Source organism: Bradyrhizobium sp. 142 (genome assembly GCF_023074015.1).
In the GTDB taxonomy this organism is placed as follows: domain Bacteria; phylum Pseudomonadota; class Alphaproteobacteria; order Rhizobiales; family Xanthobacteraceae; genus Bradyrhizobium.
In genome coordinates, this window is sequence record NZ_JADPKQ010000374.1 from 66,639 (window position 1) to 83,848 (window position 17,210).

At 63.3% G+C, this 17,210-nt stretch carries 21 protein-coding genes and 1 pseudogene; 6 read left to right on the forward strand and 16 right to left on the reverse strand.

Annotated elements, in window-relative coordinates; genetic code table 11:
* Position 1: 1 nt before the first annotated feature.
* The 4 genes from IVA82_RS34375 to IVA82_RS34390 are packed head-to-tail and all read right to left on the reverse strand — an operon-like array spanning position 2 to position 3,700.
* The gene (locus tag IVA82_RS34375) at positions 2-871 is read right to left on the reverse strand and encodes a branched-chain amino acid ABC transporter permease (RefSeq protein WP_247383937.1); all 870 of its coding nucleotides are present in this window, start codon (positions 869-871) and stop codon (positions 2-4) included.
* Between the two features lie 60 nt (positions 872-931).
* Entirely contained in the window at positions 932-2,155 is a 1,224-nt protein-coding gene (locus IVA82_RS34380) for an ABC transporter substrate-binding protein (protein WP_247383938.1), read from the reverse strand.
* Positions 2,156-2,205: 50 nt separating this feature from the next.
* Positions 2,206-2,952, reverse strand: a complete 747-nt coding sequence (locus tag IVA82_RS34385; RefSeq protein WP_247383940.1) for an ABC transporter ATP-binding protein — start codon at positions 2,950-2,952, stop codon at positions 2,206-2,208.
* Positions 2,945-3,700: an ABC transporter ATP-binding protein gene (locus tag IVA82_RS34390; RefSeq protein ID WP_148745055.1), complete on the reverse strand. Its 756-nt coding sequence runs from the start codon at positions 3,698-3,700 to the stop codon at positions 2,945-2,947. The genes IVA82_RS34385 and IVA82_RS34390 overlap by 8 nt, the downstream gene beginning before the upstream one ends.
* A gap of 350 nt (positions 3,701-4,050) precedes the next feature.
* Between IVA82_RS34390 and IVA82_RS34395 the strand changes: the two genes are divergently transcribed.
* Complete coding sequence (locus tag IVA82_RS34395) at positions 4,051-4,698, forward strand: hypothetical protein (RefSeq protein WP_247383942.1); 648 nt, start codon at positions 4,051-4,053, stop codon at positions 4,696-4,698.
* A gap of 30 nt (positions 4,699-4,728) precedes the next feature.
* Here IVA82_RS34395 and IVA82_RS34400 read toward each other — a convergent pair whose 3' ends face one another.
* Positions 4,729-5,082, reverse strand: coding sequence for an ArsC family reductase (locus IVA82_RS34400; protein WP_247383944.1), 354 nt, complete (start codon positions 5,080-5,082; stop codon positions 4,729-4,731).
* A gap of 112 nt (positions 5,083-5,194) precedes the next feature.
* Between IVA82_RS34400 and IVA82_RS34405 the strand changes: the two genes are divergently transcribed.
* Positions 5,195-5,566 (forward strand): tRNA-binding protein, encoded by a 372-nt coding sequence (locus IVA82_RS34405; protein ID WP_247383946.1) that lies wholly within the window; start codon positions 5,195-5,197, stop codon positions 5,564-5,566.
* 2 nt (positions 5,567-5,568) lie between these two features.
* Here the strand turns inward: IVA82_RS34405 and IVA82_RS34410 are convergent, their stop codons facing one another.
* From IVA82_RS34410 to IVA82_RS34460, 11 genes and pseudogenes are all read right to left on the reverse strand, one after another.
* Complete coding sequence (locus IVA82_RS34410; RefSeq protein ID WP_247383948.1) at positions 5,569-6,273, reverse strand: glutathione S-transferase N-terminal domain-containing protein; 705 nt, start codon at positions 6,271-6,273, stop codon at positions 5,569-5,571.
* Positions 6,274-6,375: 102 nt separating this feature from the next.
* Positions 6,376-6,519, reverse strand: a complete 144-nt coding sequence (locus tag IVA82_RS34415) for a hypothetical protein (RefSeq protein ID WP_187435612.1) — start codon at positions 6,517-6,519, stop codon at positions 6,376-6,378.
* A gap of 114 nt (positions 6,520-6,633) precedes the next feature.
* Entirely contained in the window at positions 6,634-7,299 is a 666-nt protein-coding gene (locus tag IVA82_RS34420) for a DUF429 domain-containing protein (RefSeq protein ID WP_247383950.1), read from the reverse strand.
* A 29-nt stretch (positions 7,300-7,328) separates the two neighbouring features.
* Positions 7,329-7,649, reverse strand: a complete 321-nt coding sequence (locus IVA82_RS34425) for a carboxymuconolactone decarboxylase family protein (protein WP_247383952.1) — start codon at positions 7,647-7,649, stop codon at positions 7,329-7,331.
* Positions 7,650-7,651: 2 nt separating this feature from the next.
* Positions 7,652-8,173, reverse strand: a complete 522-nt coding sequence (locus IVA82_RS34430) for a sigma-70 family RNA polymerase sigma factor (RefSeq protein WP_247383954.1) — start codon at positions 8,171-8,173, stop codon at positions 7,652-7,654.
* Complete coding sequence (locus tag IVA82_RS34435) at positions 8,170-8,379, reverse strand: DUF2892 domain-containing protein (RefSeq protein WP_247383956.1); 210 nt, start codon at positions 8,377-8,379, stop codon at positions 8,170-8,172. The genes IVA82_RS34430 and IVA82_RS34435 overlap by 4 nt, the downstream gene beginning before the upstream one ends.
* A gap of 95 nt (positions 8,380-8,474) precedes the next feature.
* Positions 8,475-9,659 carry a serine hydrolase domain-containing protein gene (locus tag IVA82_RS34440; protein WP_247383958.1) on the reverse strand — a complete coding sequence of 395 codons (1,185 nt, stop codon included), beginning with the start codon at positions 9,657-9,659 and terminating at the stop codon, positions 8,475-8,477.
* A 72-nt stretch (positions 9,660-9,731) separates the two neighbouring features.
* Positions 9,732-10,424: a GNAT family N-acetyltransferase gene (locus tag IVA82_RS34445; protein ID WP_247383960.1), complete on the reverse strand. Its 693-nt coding sequence runs from the start codon at positions 10,422-10,424 to the stop codon at positions 9,732-9,734.
* A gap of 4 nt (positions 10,425-10,428) precedes the next feature.
* Positions 10,429-10,778: pseudogene (locus tag IVA82_RS34450) on the reverse strand (Lin0512 family protein).
* 183 nt (positions 10,779-10,961) lie between these two features.
* Positions 10,962-12,626 carry an acetolactate synthase large subunit gene (locus IVA82_RS34455; RefSeq protein WP_247383961.1) on the reverse strand — a complete coding sequence of 555 codons (1,665 nt, stop codon included), beginning with the start codon at positions 12,624-12,626 and terminating at the stop codon, positions 10,962-10,964.
* A gap of 235 nt (positions 12,627-12,861) precedes the next feature.
* Entirely contained in the window at positions 12,862-13,710 is an 849-nt protein-coding gene (locus tag IVA82_RS34460; protein WP_247383964.1) for a cell envelope integrity EipB family protein, read from the reverse strand.
* Positions 13,711-13,963: 253 nt separating this feature from the next.
* On the opposite strand from IVA82_RS34460, the gene IVA82_RS34465 reads away from it, so the two are divergent.
* From IVA82_RS34465 to IVA82_RS34480, 4 genes are read left to right on the forward strand one after another with little or no spacing between them, the layout of a single operon-like run.
* Positions 13,964-14,431 carry a RidA family protein gene (locus IVA82_RS34465; RefSeq protein ID WP_247383966.1) on the forward strand — a complete coding sequence of 156 codons (468 nt, stop codon included), beginning with the start codon at positions 13,964-13,966 and terminating at the stop codon, positions 14,429-14,431.
* Positions 14,432-14,447: 16 nt separating this feature from the next.
* Positions 14,448-15,194 (forward strand): glycerophosphodiester phosphodiesterase, encoded by a 747-nt coding sequence (locus IVA82_RS34470; RefSeq protein WP_247383968.1) that lies wholly within the window; start codon positions 14,448-14,450, stop codon positions 15,192-15,194.
* 54 nt (positions 15,195-15,248) lie between these two features.
* A complete protein-coding gene (locus tag IVA82_RS34475; RefSeq protein WP_247383970.1) occupies positions 15,249-16,490 on the forward strand; it encodes a GNAT family N-acetyltransferase in 1,242 nt (413 codons plus the stop codon).
* A 50-nt stretch (positions 16,491-16,540) separates the two neighbouring features.
* Positions 16,541-16,969 carry an HIT family protein gene (locus IVA82_RS34480; RefSeq protein WP_247383972.1) on the forward strand — a complete coding sequence of 143 codons (429 nt, stop codon included), beginning with the start codon at positions 16,541-16,543 and terminating at the stop codon, positions 16,967-16,969.
* Positions 16,970-17,210 lie beyond the last annotated feature (241 nt).

Genomic DNA, 17,210 nt, shown 5'->3' on the forward strand with positions numbered 1-17,210 from the left:
ATCAGGCCGCCCTTCCCGTCAATCCCGTTGGCTTCACCAGGAGCACCAGCACCATCAGCACGAACACGACGGTGTTGGAGGCCTCGGGATAAAAATACTTGGTCAGGCCCTCGATCACGCCAAGCGCAAAGCCGGTGATGATCGACCCCATGATCGAGCCCATGCCGCCGATCACGACCACCGCGAACACGACGATGATGAGGTCGGCGCCCATCAGCGGCCGCACCTGGTTGATCGGCGCCGAGAGCACGCCGGCGAGCGCGGCAAGGCCGACGCCGAGACCATAGGTCAGCGTGATCATGCGCGGCACATTGACGCCGAAGGCGCGCACCAGCGTCGGATTTTCGGTCGCGGCGCGCAAGTATGCGCCGAGCCGCGTCTTCTCGATCAGGAACCAGGTCGCGATGCACACCACCAGCGAGAACACCACGACCCAGCCGCGATAGACCGGCAGGAACATGAAGCCGAGATTCATGCCGCCTTTGAGCTGGTCCGGAATGGCGTAAGGCAGGCCGGATGATCCGAAATAGTTCTGGAACACGCCCTGCACGATCAGCGCAATGCCGAAGGTCAGCAGCAAGCCGTAGAGGTGATCGAGCCCGGTCAACCATTGCAGCATGGTCCGCTCCAGGATCATGCCGAAAATACCGACGACAATCGGCGCGACAATCAATGCCGGCCAATAGCCAATGCTGAGATAATCATTGTTGAGCAGGAAATAGGCGACGAACGCGCCCATCATGTAGAGCGCGCCGTGGGCGAAATTGATGATGTTGAGCATGCCGAAGATCACGGCAAGCCCGAGACTGAGCAGCGCGTAGAACGAGCCGTTGATCAATCCCACCAGTAGCTGAGCGTAAAGAGCCTGCATCGATCCCGCACCCGGTCCCGTTTTGTTGTTGACAGCGCCCGCCAGCGGGCGCTGTCGGCGTTACTTCTTCACCAGCGGACAGGCGCTGTCCGAGAGCGGCCTGAAAGCCTGGTCTGCCGGCGTCGTGCCGATGAGCTTGTAGTAGTCCCACGGTCCCTTGGATTCCTCGGGCTTCTTGACCTCGAACAGATAGGCGGGATGGAGCTTGCGACCGTCCGCGCGGATCGTGCCTTGGCCGAACAGTGGATCGTCCGTCGGCATTTCCTTCATCTTGGCGACCACCTTGGTACCATCGTGCGGATTGCCACCCAACGCTTCCAGCGTCTTGAAATAATGGATCAGGCCCGAATAGACGCCGGCCTGCACCATCGATGGCATCGCCTTGTTCTTCATGCGCTCGGAGAAGCGCTTGGAGAAGGCCCGGGTGCCGTCGTTCAAATCCCAATAGAAGGTTTCGGTGAAGTTCAGCCCCTGCGCCACTTTCAATCCGAGCGCATGGACGTCGGTGATGAACAGCAGAAGCCCCGCGAGCTTCTGGCCGCCCGCGACGATGCCGAATTCCGCCGCCTGCTTGATCGTGTTGGTGGTATCGCCACCGGCGTTCGCCATACCGATGATCTTGGCTTTCGACGCCTGCGCCTGCAGGAGGAACGAGGAGAAGTCCGCGGTATTGAGCGGATGCTTGACGCTCCCGATCACCTTGCCGCCTGATTTGACCACCACCGCAGCGGTGTCGCGCTCGAGCGCGTGACCAAAGGCGTAGTCGGCGGTCAGAAAGTACCAAGTATCGCCGCCGGCCTTCACCAGCGCCTGTCCTGTGCTGTTGGCCAGCATGTAGGTGTCGTAGACCCAGTGGATCGTGTTCGGCGAACATTGCGCGTTGGTCAGATCGGACGTCGCCGCGCCCGTGTCGATCAGAATCGCATTCTTTTCCCTGACGACATTGTTCACCGCCAGCGCGACGCCGGAGTTCAGCACGTCCATGAAGACGTCGATCTTCTCGACATCGATCCACTGCCGCGCGATCGCGGTGCCGATGTCGGGCTTGTTCTGATGGTCGGCGGAGATGAGGTCGACCTTCCATCCCTTGGCTGCAAGCCCGGAATCCTCGATCGCCATCTGCGCGGCCAGCGTCGAGCCGGGACCTCCAAGGTCGGCGTAGAGCCCCGAGTTGTCGGTGAGCACGCCGACCTTGATGGTCTTGTCCTGCGCCATCGCGCCGCTTGTCGAGGCAAGCGCCAGCGCGGTGCCGAGCAGAAATGATGCGATTGACCGGGTGTTCATGCAGCTTCCCTCTCTAAACACACTCGATGGTTCTAACTTCTTTCGCAGTTCTAGACGCCGAGATAGGTGTGGAGCTTGTCCATGTTGGCGGCGAGATCAGCGTTGGCAAACCCATCGATGATCTTGCCGTGCTCGACCACGTAGTAGCGGTCGGCCACGGTGGACGCGAACCGGAAATTCTGCTCGACCAGAAGGATCGTGAAGCCTTCCTTCTTGAGCCGCGCAATGGTGTGGCCGATCTGCTGGATGATGACGGGCGCGAGGCCCTCGGTCGGCTCGTCCAGCATCAGGAAGCTCGCCCCGGTACGCAGGATACGCGCGATCGCGAGCATCTGCTGCTCACCACCGGACAGCTTGGTTCCCTGGCTGTTGAGCCGTTCCTTCAGGTTCGGAAACAGATCGAAGATCTGTTCGAGCGGCAGTCCGCCTGCACGCACCACCGGCGGCAGCAACAGGTTCTCCCGCACGTCGAGACTGGAGAAAATTCCGCGCTCTTCCGGGCAGAACGCGATACCCATTCGCGCGATCTTGTCCGAGGTGGTGCGGATGATGTCCTCGTTGTTGAACTTCACCGAGCCCGTGCGCTTGCCGATGATGCCCATGATCGACTTCAGCGTCGTCGTCTTGCCCGCGCCGTTACGCCCGAGCAGGGTGACGACCTCGCCCGCGTTCACGTCGAAATTGATCCCGTGCAGGATGTGGGACTCGCCATACCAGGCTTCCAGGTTGCGCACCTGAAGGATGTTGCCGCCGGCGGCAGCCTTTGCCGGAGCTTCCGCAGTCGCAGTCTCAGCCATGACCGGCTCCCAGATAGGCTTCCTTGACGCGCTCGTCCTTGGTGAGCTCGGAGTAGTGGCCCTGGGCGAGCACCTGCCCGCGCGTCAGCACGGTGATGATGTCGGAGAGATTGGCCACGACGCTTAAGTTATGCTCGACCATCAGAATGGTGTACTTCGCCGAGATGCGCTTGATCAGCGCCGCGATCTTGTCGATATCCTCGTGGCCCATGCCCGCCATCGGCTCGTCCAGCAGCATCATCTCGGGGTCGAGCGCGAGCGTGGTTGCGATCTCAAGTGCGCGCTTGCGTCCATAGGGCATCTCGACCGCCGGCGTATTGGCAAACTCGCTGAGGCCGACATCGTTCAACAATTCACGCGCGCGCTCGTTGAAGCGGTTGAGCACGGACTTGGAGCGCCAGAAATCAAAGGAGCTGCCCTGCTGGCGCTGCAGCGCGACGCGGACGTTTTCCAGCGCAGTCATATGCGGAAACACCGCCGAGATCTGGAACGAGCGCACGAGTCCCATGCGGGCCACGTCGGCCGGCGCCATCGCCGTGATGTCTTGTCCCTTGTACAGGATTTTCCCGGCGGACGGCTTCAAGAACTTGGTCAAAAGATTGAAGCACGTCGTCTTGCCGGCCCCGTTCGGGCCGATCAGCGCGTGAATACTCCCACGGCGAACCTTGAGCGTGACGTCACGGACGGCAAAGAAGCCCGCGAACTCCTTGGTCAAACCTTCCGTTTCGAGAATGAACTCATCGGCCAAACAAATTTCCCCCTGCCCGCACGACGCGCTGGCCGCGCGTGGCTGTCCTTGTTGCCTCGATGTTCCGGAGGCCTTGGAGCCATCCCGGAACGCCGCCTCCGGGCGCGGAATATGCCGGAGGTGACGGGGGTTAGGCAAGGCGGAAAGCTGAGCAGATCAAGCCTCCGGCCGGGATCCAAATGCTCCCTTAGTCGGAGGGGTTTCGATATCGCGCCTGCCCGGCCTCCCGGTTCGCAAAGCACCGGTCATCAAGCCGTCGTTAACGGTCTTTCGTTCCGTGCGCCAGCCTTCATAGAATATTTTCCCGCAACTGGGATCATGTCCGGGTTTTTATCGCCGGGAATATTGTTGTGGATTTTGCAAGCGCCGCTCCCGCCGTCGTCAAGTCGATCAGGCAGCGTGATCTCCTGAACACGTGGCTGCGACTTTATGCGCGCCAGCAGATCGTGCCGGCGATCTGGGAGTACCAGCCTGCGCGGCTCGAGGAAGAGCTGTCGGACCTCATCTACTATACGGTGGACCATTCGACGCCGGCGCCGCGCCTGACCATCCAGAGCGAAGGCTCGCGCATATCGCGCGCCTATGGACACACCGGCAAGGGCGTTCTGCTCGACGACTATATCGGGCCACGACTCGTGCCCTTCGTAATGCCCATCTACTATGAATGCGTGGCGCGTGGGCTTCCGGTCTACAGCGTTGCCGACGTCGACGACATCTACGGCCGCATCGTCGCGTATGAACGGTTGCTGCTGCCGTTTCAGACTGACGGCAAAGTTTGCCACATCATCGCATCGCTCAAGACATTCTGCGAGGATGGCGGCTTCGAGATCAAAAATCTCATGCGCGGAAATGACGCGCTGCCGCGCCCGAAAGTACACGCGCTGATCGACCGCGACCTCTTTCACCGCGCGCCCGGACGCATCGCGGCTGCCGATGTGGTGGAATTTGAGGAGCAGTCCGGTCCTGGCGTCGCCACGGAGATCATCGAGCTGAACTAGCCCTTTGCCCTACTTGGTTAGGGCTTCGCGCTACTTGGCGCGGACTTCCTTCGCATAGACATCCGGCTTGAAGCCGACCAGCAGCTTGCCTCCGATTTCGAGGACCGGCCGCTTGATCATCGATGGTTGCGCTAGCATCAACGCCAGCGCCTTCTTTTCGGTCAAGCCTTCCTTGTCCGCGTCGGGCAGCTTCTTGAAGGTCGTGCCGGCGCGATTGAGCAGCGTCTCCCAGCCGAGCTTGTCGCTCCACTGCTTGAGCTTGTCCTTCTCCACGCCCGCGGCCTTGTAGTCGTGAAATTCGTAGGCGACGCCGTGGGTCTCGAGCCAGGCGCGCGCCTTCTTCATGGTGTCGCAGTTCTTGATGCCGTAGATGATGTTGGGCAAGACATTCCTCGCGCATGCGTCGTATCGTGATGTTGCGTGGGCGTTGTACGAAACTCCGCACGGCGCGACAATATTACGAACGAAGCTTTCGAACCCCTTGAGCGGACATACCATGCATGTCACCCACGATCCCGCCGCAGCTGTGTCACCGGCCATCGACTTCAACGCCTTCCTCGCGGTCGATATCCGCGTCGGCACCATCGTCGACGCCAAGCCGTTTCCGGAGGCGCGCAAGCCGGCCTGGCGTCTGTGGATCGACTTCGGTCCCGCCATCGGCGTGCGCAAGAGCTCGGCGCAGATCACCGAAAATCATCCGCTTGAGACGCTGGTGGGGCAACAAGTTGCCGCCGTCGTCAATTTCCCGCCGCGCCAGATCGGGCCGGTCGTCTCGGAGGTGTTGACGCTCGGCTTTCCCGACGCCCACGGCAAGGTCGTGCTGATACAGCCGGGCAAGCCCGTGCCGAACGGCGGGCGGCTGTTCTAGTTTCACGGCCGCTTGGGAATGTTCAGCCCGCGCTGTACGGCCGGACGCGCCAGCCCGCGTTCGAGCCAGGCAGCCACCGACTTGAACTGGCTGAATTCGACGAGGTCACCCGCACCGTAAAATCCGATTAGGTTGCGCACCCAGCCGAGCGTGGAGATGTCGGCGATGGTGTAGTCGTCGTCCATGAACCATTGCCGGCCGGACAGATGCGTCTCCATCACGCCGAGCAGGCGCTTGGACTCGTCCACGTAGCGCTGCAACGGCCGCTTGTCCTCAAACTCCTTGCCGGCAAATTTGTGGAAGAAGCCGACCTGGCCGAACATCGGCCCGATGCCGCCCATCTGGAAATGCACCCATTGGATAGTCTGGTAGCGGCGCGCGGCATCCTGCGGCAGCAACTTGCCGGTCTTCTCCGCAAGGTATTGCAGGATCGCACCGGACTCGAACAGCGGCAGCGGCCTGCCACCCGGGCCGTTGGGATCGAGGATCGCCGGGATCTTACCGTTCGGATTGAGCGAGAGGAACTCCGGCGTTTTCTGATCGTCCTTGCCGAAATCGACGAGATGCACCTCGTAAGGCAGTCCGATCTCCTCCAGCATGATCGAGACCTTGACGCCGTTCGGCGTCGGCAGCGAATAGAGCTGAAGCAATTCGGGATGCCTGGCCGGCCAGCGCCCGGCGATCGGATAGGTGGAAAGATCGGACATCGGGACCCCGGCCTGTGCGTGAGACGCGGCCTAATCTAGGCCAGCGTGCGAACGACGCAAGGCCGAGCAGCCGTCACACGATCTTCCGGCGCCATATTCGAGTCACAACGGCCGCAGCAGTTGACTTGTGACGTATGCGGTATCGCGTTGCGCGCGTTGCTCGATGAAGAGGTGCCCCGTGACGAGCAGTGCCCCGATGAATACGAGCGCGAGCATCGCGGTCGCGAATTGACTGGCATCATTCATCGCGAGAGTTCTCTGTAGTCGTTCGCACGGGAAACGCGGACGACCATCGACAGTTCCTGCATATTCGAGGCAATTGCCGCTTTTTCCCGCATCGCCACTCGACGGCCAGCGGGCTCAATAATTGATCTCCATCCGAAGTCCCCGCGGATCGATCTCATGCCCGCCGACGCGCTGCCTGCTGTCGCGTGCCGCAATTGCGCAGGCACAAGCGTCGATGAGATCGTCGCAGCCGATGCCGGTACGATGACGTTGCGTCAGCCATTTCGGCAGGCGCGTGAAGCCGCGTTCCTGCAGGAGCGCACTGCGCTGCTCACGCCCGGACGCGGACGTCTTGCTGTCGAGGCGCATGCGGCCCGCGAGATTCCAGAAGATCAATTCCGGATGCGCCTCGCCGACGCTCGCTTGCCGTGCCGGCGTCATGACCGCGTCGACGTCCCTGATCTTGTCTTTGATGTTCCAGAGCTGCACGGATACTCCCCTGCCCTTGCCTTCGCGCTCCCAGTAGTGCCGATTGGCTGTCGCAATATCGGCAAACATCCAGAGGCCCCGGCGCGCGCCGAGAAACACGGCAGCGCCGACCAGCTCGCGTGCACGCAAGTCGCAGGTCCGGTAGCCGCTCATGTTCAATCCGATCGGCATGTCGATCATCGCGCGCGCATGCGGCATTGCGAGGAGACGCGTGAGGCCTGGTGAATAATCGAAGCCGTGATCGCCGCGATCATCGATCCAGGCCGCGACCCAGCCGAAGCGAAATCCGTCGAGACCCAGATAGGTTTTCACAAGTACGATCCCGCTCTACCGATGCTCGTTCATCCCGTGCTCTCACGTCGATGTTGCTCGAACAGCCGCTGCGCCAGCAACGCATGGCCGAGCGTGCCGCCGGCCCGCACTGCAGCTGCGATCAGTGCGGCTTCCGCCACTTCCTCGCGCGTGGCGCCGGCTTTCGCCGCTTGCGCGGTATGCACGTCGAGGCAATAGGCGCACTGCGTAGTGAGCGCGACCGCAAGCGAGATCAGCTCGCGATACTTTGGCGGGATCAGCCCGTCCTTGCGCTCGACCGCATGGTTGAAGGCGAGGAACGCGTTGGCCTCGACCGGCGCCAGTGCGGCGAAGGCGGGATAATTTGTCATTGTCATCTCGTCAGATATTCGCGCATCAGCGCGCGGGCGCGATGCAGCCGTGCCTTGACGGCCTGCCTGGACGTGTCGAGTGCGCCGGCGATTTCGTCGATGGTCATTTCCTTGACGTCCCGCATCAGCGCGACGTCGCGATAGTGCGCCGGCAGCGCCTCGAATGCAGCGGCCACGTCGAGCCGCAGATCGGCCTCCGGGCGCGACAGCAGCAGCGCCTCCGACGCCCCGTCGTCGATCGCCGCCGCGAGGCCTGCCTTGCGGGCGAGCCGCAAGCACTCTCGACGGACCACGCTGAACAGCCAGGCTGAAAACGCCAACAGCGAGCGGATCGTGCCGACATGGCGGAACAGGATCCACATCGCTTCCTGCGTCGCATCTTCGGCATCAGCAGAGCTGCGGCAGGTGGCGCGCGCGTAGCGGCGGATGTCCGGCTGCGCCGTCTCGAGCAGAGACGCGATTGCCTGGGGATCGCCGAGGCGCGCGGCCTCGAACAGGTTTGGCGAGATCGCGGCCGCGCTCACGATACGCCTCCTTTTCCGACGCCGGCCATCGCACAGATCGGGCAATAGCCGACGAGGCCGGTCAGAGCGAAGCTTGCTCCACCGAGTGCGGCCAGCCACGCCGCGATGCCGGTGAGATACACCAATGCGCCAATCGTAACCGCAATTCCGAGCGCAACCCGCAACGCCTGATGCAGACCGCCGATATTCTTCCTGTAGAATCCCATCACATCCTCGGGCATGAGCCGAGGCGAAATGCCTCGACAGACAAGAGGGTGCGAAGGCCGGAAAGGATTCGCGGGGCCCAACAATTCTTTCGCGATCAGCTCCCGGCCGCCTGGTAGGCCAGCCGCTTGAACTCGAAGAAGAACGGATTCCAGAAGCCCATGTAGCGCTGGGCCATCAGCACCCCGGCGGTATTGGCCTGCGGGCATATCCACCAATGGGTGCCGGCGAGCCCGCCCCACTGGAATTCGCCGGTCGAATTTGCGGGATCGAACGGCGTCGGCGCGAACGTGACGGCGCCGCCGAGGCCAAAACCCTTGCCGGGGATGGCACCGAGATTGGCGAAGCGAATGGTCTGCCCTGCAGGCAACTGGTTCGTCATCATCTGCCGCAGCGTCTCCGGCTTGAGGAGCGCGTCCGAGCCGGGCAACAGCGCGCGCACCAGCGCGAGCATGTCGGGCAAGGTCGAGACCAGGCCGCCGCCGCCCGACAGCCGCGGGAATTGACGCCGATACGCCTGCGGAAAGGGCAGATTGTCGGCACGCGTGAGGCCGGGCTTCATCGGATCGAGCACGTCGGCGCCGGTGTAGAGTGCGACCAGCCTGCCCTGCTCCGCCTCCGGCACGTAGAAGCCGGTATCGACCATGCCAAGTGGATCGAAGATGCGCGTCTTGAGGAAGGCATCCAGCGACTTGCCCGAGACGACCTCGACGACGCGGCCGAGCACGTCGGTGGCCACCGAATATTCCCAGCCCGTGCCGGGATGATAGGACAGCGGCAGATCGGCGAGCCTGTCGATCAGGTCGGTCAGCGGCGTCAACGGATTGAGCACCCGCGCCTCGTTGTAGCCCTTGAACAGCACCGTGCCGGGATCGAAGATGCCGTAGCTAAGACCCGAGGTGTGGGTCAGCAGTTGGCGGATCGTGATCGGGGTCCTGGCCGGCTCGGCGTCGGCGAGGCTCGCCGCACCCTGCTTCAGGACCTTGCGATTGCCGAGTTGCGGCAGGAATGTCTCGATCGTGTCGTCGAGCCCGATGCGCCCCTCCTCGACCAGCAGCATGACCGCGCAGGTGACGAAAATCTTGGTGTTGGAGAACGCGCGAAAAATGTGGTCGGGCCGCAATGCGGTGTTGGCCTCGCGGTCGGCAAAACCGACGCATTGCTGGTCGACGATATCGCGCCCGCGCAGCACCGCCCAGGATACGCCGGGGATGATCTCCTGATCGACACAACGCTGCACCGCCGTCCGTGCGGCGGAAAAATCGGTCGTCCTGGCGTCCATGTGTTTCCCCAAATTATGGTTGGGATGGATATAGCGTGAATTTGTCGGATATGAAGCCCAGCCGAAGGGTGCTCATCCCTGCTTCATCAGCGCCGTCACGTGCAGTCGACGACGGATGCGCATGCCCTGCCGCAGATAGAGCGCGATGGCGGAGACGTTGCTCGAAAACACGTGCAGGAACGGATACTCTCCGCGCGCCTCGATCTGGCGCGCGATCGCCGCAAGCAGCGCCTGCGCGTAGCCGCGCCCGCGATGATCGGGATGCACGCAGACGGCCGTCATCTCGGTGAACTTGCCCGGCTTCATCCGCTCGCCGGCCATGGCGACCAATGCGCCGCCGGCGCGGATGCCGAGGAAGGTGCCGAGCTCGTGCGTCCGCCCCGCGAATGGCCCGGGCTTGGTCAGCTCCGTCAGCGCCATCATCGCGGGAACGTCGGCGGCCCCCAATTCGACGATCTCGGCATCGGCAAGCGGGCTGTCGGCGGGAGAGCCGATCATCTGCTCGCAGGGCCCGGCGATCACGAGCTTGAAGCCGGCGGGAACGTCGACGGCCTCCGGCGTGAACAGCGCGGCGACCTGCGTGCCCGAGAGCAGATCACCGAGCGCGGCAAAGCTGGCCGCCGACATGTCGGGCACGTCGGCGAAGGGCGTCATGTCGACGGGATAACGCAGCGCGCGCGGGCCGCCCTCCGCGAGATGCTTCTGGCTCGTCGTCAGCGCGCTCCAGATCGGGCGATCCAGCAACGTCTCATCGCTGTCGGACATCGGCCTAATCCTTGTCGAAGCTGACGATGACGGGGCAGCATTGGCGATGAGGATGGGGTCGTTGGCCTGTTCCGTGGCCGAGGGAATCTCCAGCCCGCCCTTCACCGTGTTGACGGTCACGGTGCCGTAAGGAAGCTCCTTCGCGACGGCCTCCTTGTCGACCGCCTCAGGGTTGGGCACAGCGATCGTGACGTCGACGAACATGTCGTTCGCGGTCTTGCCGATCATCCGGAAGAAGCCGAGGCTCGAATGCCTGATCGCATCCGACACCGCGCGCTTCGCCGCCTTGGTGGCGTCCCTGCCGTGGACGTCCACGCCCATGCCCATCTCGGTGATACAGCGAACACGCGTCATTTCATATTCCTGTTGTTGGTTGGATGATATCGACGCAACTTGTTATCGTACTCGGTCCGGTCGTCATATTCCGTCATTGCGAGGAACAAAGCGACGAAGCAGTCCAGACTGCCTTCGCGGAGACGGCCTGGATTGCTTCGCTTCGCTCGCAATGACGAGGGTGGCCAGAGCATCGCACAAGAATCACGCCTTCGACGTCTCCCGCGCCCGCAACTCGTCGACGAGCACCCGCACGTTCTCCGAATAGTCGATCGGGATCGAGACCAGGTGCACGCCGCCCTCCTTGAATGCCGCATCGAGCGTCGGGGCAAAGCTATCGATGCTCTCGATGCGATGCCCCTTGGCGCCGTAGGCTTTCGCATACAGGACGAAATCGGGATTGCCAAAAGTCATGCCGAAATCGGCGAAATGATCGACCGCCTGCTTCCAGCGGATCATGCCGTAGGCGTTGTCCTCGAGCACGAGCACGACCAGGTTGAGCTTGAGGCGGACGGCGGTTTCCATCTCCTGGCTGTTCATCATGAAGCCGCCGTCGCCGGCGACCGCGAGCACGCGGCGGTCCGGATAGAGCATCGCGGCCATCATCGCCGACGGCAGACCGGCACCCATCGTCGCCAATGCATTGTCGAGCAGCAGCGTGTTGGCGACGCGGGTGCGGTAATTGCGCGCGAACCAGATCTTGTACATGCCGTTGTCGAGCGCAACGATGCCGTTCTCCGGCATCACCTGACGGATGTCGTGCACGATGCGCTGCGGCGTCGGCGGCCAGCGCGCCTCGGTGGCACGGTCGGCAATGTGAGAGAGGATTTTTTCGCGCAGCGGCAACAGCGCCGCGGCCTGCGGCAGCCTGCCTTCGACGCGATCGGCGAGCAGCTCCAGGCTCGGGCCGACGTCGCCGACGAGCTCGGCATCCGGGAAATAAACCTGCTCGACGCTAGCCGAGGTGTAGCTGACGTGAATAACCTTGGGCTCCGACGGCCCCATAATGAAGGGCGGCTTCTCGATCGGATCGTGACCGATCGCCACGATCAGGTCGGCGGCATCGATGGCCTCGTGAACATAGTCGCGCTCGGACAGCGCGGCGGTGCCCATGTAGAGATTGGTGCCGCCGGGTACCGTGCCCTTGCCCATCTGCGTGGTGAAGAACGGAATCCCGGTCCGCCGCACGAAGCTTGCGATGCCGTGGGTCGCGCGCGGTCGGCTGGTCGCAGCGCCCATCATCACCAACGGATGTTTTGCGGCCAAGATCATCTCGGCGGCGCGGTCGAGCGCGGCGCGATGGGCGACCGGGATTTCGATCGGATGAACCGGGATCACCGGGACTGACGGCACTTCATCGCCTGAGATGTCCTCCGGCAATTCGAGATGCACTGGACCCGGCCGCTCCTCCATCGCCACGCGAAAGGCGTCGCGGACCACGGTCGGGATACTGGAGGCGCTGATGATCTGCCGCGACAGCTTCGTCAGCGGCTTCATGGTCGCGACCACGTCGACGATCTGGAAGCGCGCCTGCCGGCTGCTCATGATCGGCTTCTGGCCGGTGATCAGAATCATCGGCATCGCGCCGAGATGCGCATAGGCAGCTCCGGTGGACAGGTTGAGCGCGCCCGGGCCGAGCGTCGACAGGCAGACGCCGGGCTTGCCGGTCAGCCGGCCGTGCGTGGCGGCCATGAAAGCGGCGGCCTGTTCGTGCCGTGTCAGAACCAGTTCGATCCTGGAGGTGCGGAGCGATTCCACGAAATCGAGATTTTCCTCGCCGGGAACGCCGAAGATGCGATCGACACCTTCATTCTCCAGTGCTGCGACAAACAAGTCCGATCCCTTCGCCTTGCGCTCCTGCCCGCTCATGTCGCCTCCCGGTCGCTATGCTGGCTCACGTGTTCCACGGCAGCAAGTGCATGGTACCGGTCTGCGGCGCGGGCACAATTCACAATGAGGGGGCGGCATCCGCGTCATGATGCGTTCCGTCATTCTGAGGTGCGAAGCCTGCGGTGCGAACGCATCGCGCGCGGCGCGATTGTCCCGCCGATCGCACACATGATGGTGACAGATTGTGAACTGCCTAGCCGCGACGTCTCGCCCCTCAATTGCAGGGCTTGCTGTCCTTGACGTCGAATTTGCCCATCGCGCCGGAGATGACGAAATCATTGTAGTCGAGCACGAGCTGGCGGGAGACGCCGTTTTCGTAGAGCTCGAACGCCATCGCATAGACCGGGGTCTGCTCGCCCTCCTTCTGCTGCACGTCACGGTCGAAATAGCTGACGGTGACGGGCCAGCGCTTCAGCGATTTCATGTGCTCGTCCGAGGTTGACGGATCGGGCGAGGACGCGGCGCGGTCGTCGGCAATCGGCTGGCCGATCACGGTCAGCGTGTTGTAGACTTTCTGGCCGTCGTCGGAGCCGTCATAGACGGAGAGTTCCAGCAGCGACTTGCCGTCCTTGGCGGCCGCGATGATGCGCTGGATCTGCTCGGTCGGGAATACGACGTTGCCGTCGAGTGTGAAGCTTTTCGGCGCCGGCAGCTTCAGCTTGACGTTGATGTGGTCGCCGTCGCGTTCCGCCGAGCCGTCGACCCGGCCGGCATCGGCCTCGTTCATCCGCGTCTCGATCTTGAAGCGGTAGCTTTTTCCTGCGGCGTCCTCCCAGGAATTGGAGCGCAGGTCGCTGAGCGTGACCTTGCCCTCGCCGCTGTCAAGCTCGGAGACCTGGCGGAATTCGGACGTGTAGCCCTCGCAAGAGCTTCCACCGAAATTGTAGAGAATGCGGCCGCGCGCGCTGTTGATCGAATTCGAGCGCGATTTCACGAGGCTCAGATCGTAGAGCGCCTGGTGCGCCAGAAACGGACCGTTGGCTGCGTCAGCGCCGCCGCCAGCCCCGAAAGCGGCCGCCGCGAGCGCCATCACACCGAGCGAAGTCCGGAAAAGGTGCACCATGTCTGTCCCTTGGGAAGCGCAGATTCGACACTTTAATGACCGTTCCAATGCGTCGCAACTGCGGCGGTTTCACGTATAATTGCGGCGCGGCGTTGAACCCTGTCTTGCCCTCGAGAAAATGCGGCCCGGGCCTAGCCTCCCACCGCCCGCACCGGCTTGCTTGCATGTGGCGGCATGATGGGCGAAACAGGGCGCACCCGGCCGCGAAAAGTGGCACCGGGGCGAAATGAATTTTGGATATCGAGGTCGAGACATGGCGGGCACGGTCGAGCAGAAACTGGCGGTACAGGGCATCAAGCTTCACGAGGCCCCTAGTCCCGTGGCCAACTACGTGCCGTTCGTGCGCACCGGCAATTTGCTGTTCGTCTCCGGCCAGGTCTGCTTCGATCCCGCCGGCAAGCTGATCGCCAAGGGCAAGCTTGGCGCGGACGTGTCGATCGAACAGGGCGCGGCGGCCGCGCAGGGCTGTGCCGTCAACCTGCTGGCCCAGGTCAAGGCTGCGCTCGGCGACCTCGACAAGGTCGTGCGCGTAGTGCGCCTTGGCGGCTTCATCAACTCGGCGCCCGACTTCCTGGACGGACCGAAGGTCCTGAACGGCGCCTCCGACCTGATGGTCGCCGCCTTTGGCGACAAGGGCCGCCACGCCCGCACCACCGTCGGTGTCGCCTCGCTGCCCGCGGATGCAGCGGTCGAAGTCGAAGCCGTGTTCGAGGTCGCCTGACGCGGAGCGAACGGCCTTGCGCGCTCCTGATTGGCTGACAGCCCGCCCGGTTGCCCATCGCGGCCTGCATGACATCTCACGCGGTATCGTCGAGAACATGCCGGGCGCGGTGCAGGCTGCGATCGCGGGCAATTTTTCGATCGAAGTCGACATCCAGCTCTCCGCCGACGGCGAGGCGATGGTGCACCACGACCACGCGCTCGGCCGCCTCACCGAGGCGACTGGCGAACTGATCGAGAAAACCGCCGCCGAATTGAGGGCTCTCACATTTAAGGACACCGCAGAGCGGATGATGTCGCTCAGCGACCTCTGCGCCGTGGCTGCCGGCCGCGTGCCGCTGGTGATCGAGGTGAAGAGCCGTTTTGACGGAGACCGCAAGCTGGTGACGCGGATGGCCGAGGTCCTGGCGTCCTACGATGGTCCCGCCGTGGCCATGTCCTTCGATCCCGACCAGGTGCTGGCCTTGCGCGAATTGCTGCCATCGCGCCCACGCGGCATCGTCGCGCAGCGGACCTATGAGGACGAGTACTGGGTAAAGCTGACCCAGGCGCAACGCGACAGCATGCTGTCCCTTCGCCACGGCTTGCAGACCCAGCCGCATTTCGTTGCCTTCAAGGTCGACCACCTCCCGGCGCCTGCGCCCTGGATCGCCCGCAACGTGTTCGGCTGCGCCCTGCTCGGCTGGACCGTGCGCACGCCGGAGCAGCGGACGCGGGTCGGGCAGTACGCGGATCAGATGATCTTCGAGGGATTCGTGCCGTAGGCTTGATGTTCCTCACTCTTGAAGTCGCTGCTGCAATGCACGATCTTGGCTACGATGGCATCATCCGAAATAACGCTTGAGGCCGTACCATCCATTGGCGAAGTATCCGCTGAGGACTGGGACGCCTGCGCCAATCCCGGCAAGGCTTGCAACGGGCATGGCAAGGGAACCTCATCCGGGCTCCCAGGCGATTCCGCCGGTCTCTCAAAAATTGCCTATAACCCCTTCGTCTCGCACGCATTTCTCTCTGCGGCCGAGAAGTCGGGTTCGGCGACCATCCGCGCCGGCTGGGGGCCGCGGCACCTCGTGGCCAAGATCGACCGGCGCGTCGTCGGAATCGTGCCCTGCTATCTGAAATCGCATTCGCAAGGCGAATACGTCTTCGATCGCGGCTGGGCGGATGCCTATGAGCGCGCCGGCGGGCGCTATTATCCAAAGCTGCAAGTCTCGGTTCCCTTCACGCCGGCGACCGGGCCGCGGCTCTTGATGCGCGACGGCGTCGACCGCGAGCGCATCGCGGAGGCGCTGGCAAGCGGGCTGGTGGCGCTGTGCGGGGTCAGCAAGGCCTCCTCCGTCCACGTGACGTTCGCACTTGAGGCCGAATGGAAACTGCTCGCCAAGCACGGCTTCCTCCAGCGCACCGACCAGCAGTTCCATTGGCACAACGAGGGCTTTGCGACCTTCGATGACTTCCTCGCCACCCTGAACTCACGCCATCGCAAATCGATCAAGCGGGAGCGGCGCGAGGCCCTTGCCGCCGGCGTCACCATCCACTGGCTCACGGGAACCGACATCACCGAGGATGCCTGGGACGCCTTCTTCGACTTCTACATGGAGACCGGTTCGCGCAAATGGGGCCGGCCGTATCTGACGCGCGAATTCTTCTCGCTGATCGGCGAGACCATGAGCCAGGACGTGCTGCTCGTGATGGCCCGCCGCAACCGCCGCTGGATCGCGGGCGCGATCAACTTCATCGGCTCGGAGACGCTGTTCGGCCGCAACTGGGGCGCGGTCGAGCATCATCCGTTCCTGCATTTCGAGGTCTGTTATTATCAGGCGATCGATTTCGCGATCAAACGTGGCCTGATGCATGTCGAGGCCGGCGCGCAAGGCGAGCACAAGATCGCGCGCGGCTACCTGCCGCGCACCACCTACTCCGCCCACTTCATCGCTGATCCCGGCCTGCGCCGCGCCATCGACGATTACCTCAAACGCGAACGCGCCTACGTTGCGGAAGCCGGACGGGAGCTGGCCGGGATGGGACCGTTTCGGAAAGACGCCGACGAGGCGCCTTGACGCCCTCGCTTGGCTGGTGACAGTAAGCGCAAAATTCGAGGGAGCGCGTCATGACCGCCTACGACCCCAACAACATCTTTGCAAAGATCCTGCGTGGCGAATTTCCCTGCTACAAGGTCTACGAGGACGAGCACGTCTTCGCCTTCCTCGACATCATGCCGCGCGTGACCGGCCACACGCTGGTGATCCCGAAGACCCCTGCCCGCAACATCCTCGACATCAAGCCCGACGACTACGCCCACGTCGCTCGCGGCACGCACAAGATCGCAGCCGCCGCGATGAAGGCGTTCAACGCCGACGGCATCACCGTGCAGCAGTTCAACGAGCCCGCCGGCGGACAGGTGGTGTTTCATCTCCACATGCACGTCATGCCCCGCCATGACGGCGTAGCAATGCTGCCGCCCGCAAGCCGCAAGGAAGACGTCAAGGTGCTGGAAGAGAACGCCGGCAAGCTGATCGCGGCGTTGAAAGCGGGCTAGATCCTCTCACTCGTCATTGCGAGCGCAGCGGTCGCGGTAGGGACGCTCATTGCTGAGCGCCCCCCGCACAGATCCGTACGTGCGGCTTTCCCGCATACGGCTCCCACCTCGGGTGAGTGACGGCGAAGCGTGCTCGCGGCCAAGGATGACGGATGTTGGGCCTGGGGAGGCAGTCACAGGCGAGGCGACTGATCGTCTCCCACCTCATGCCATCGGTCTGGCTGCGGCGCCGGAGCGTGCG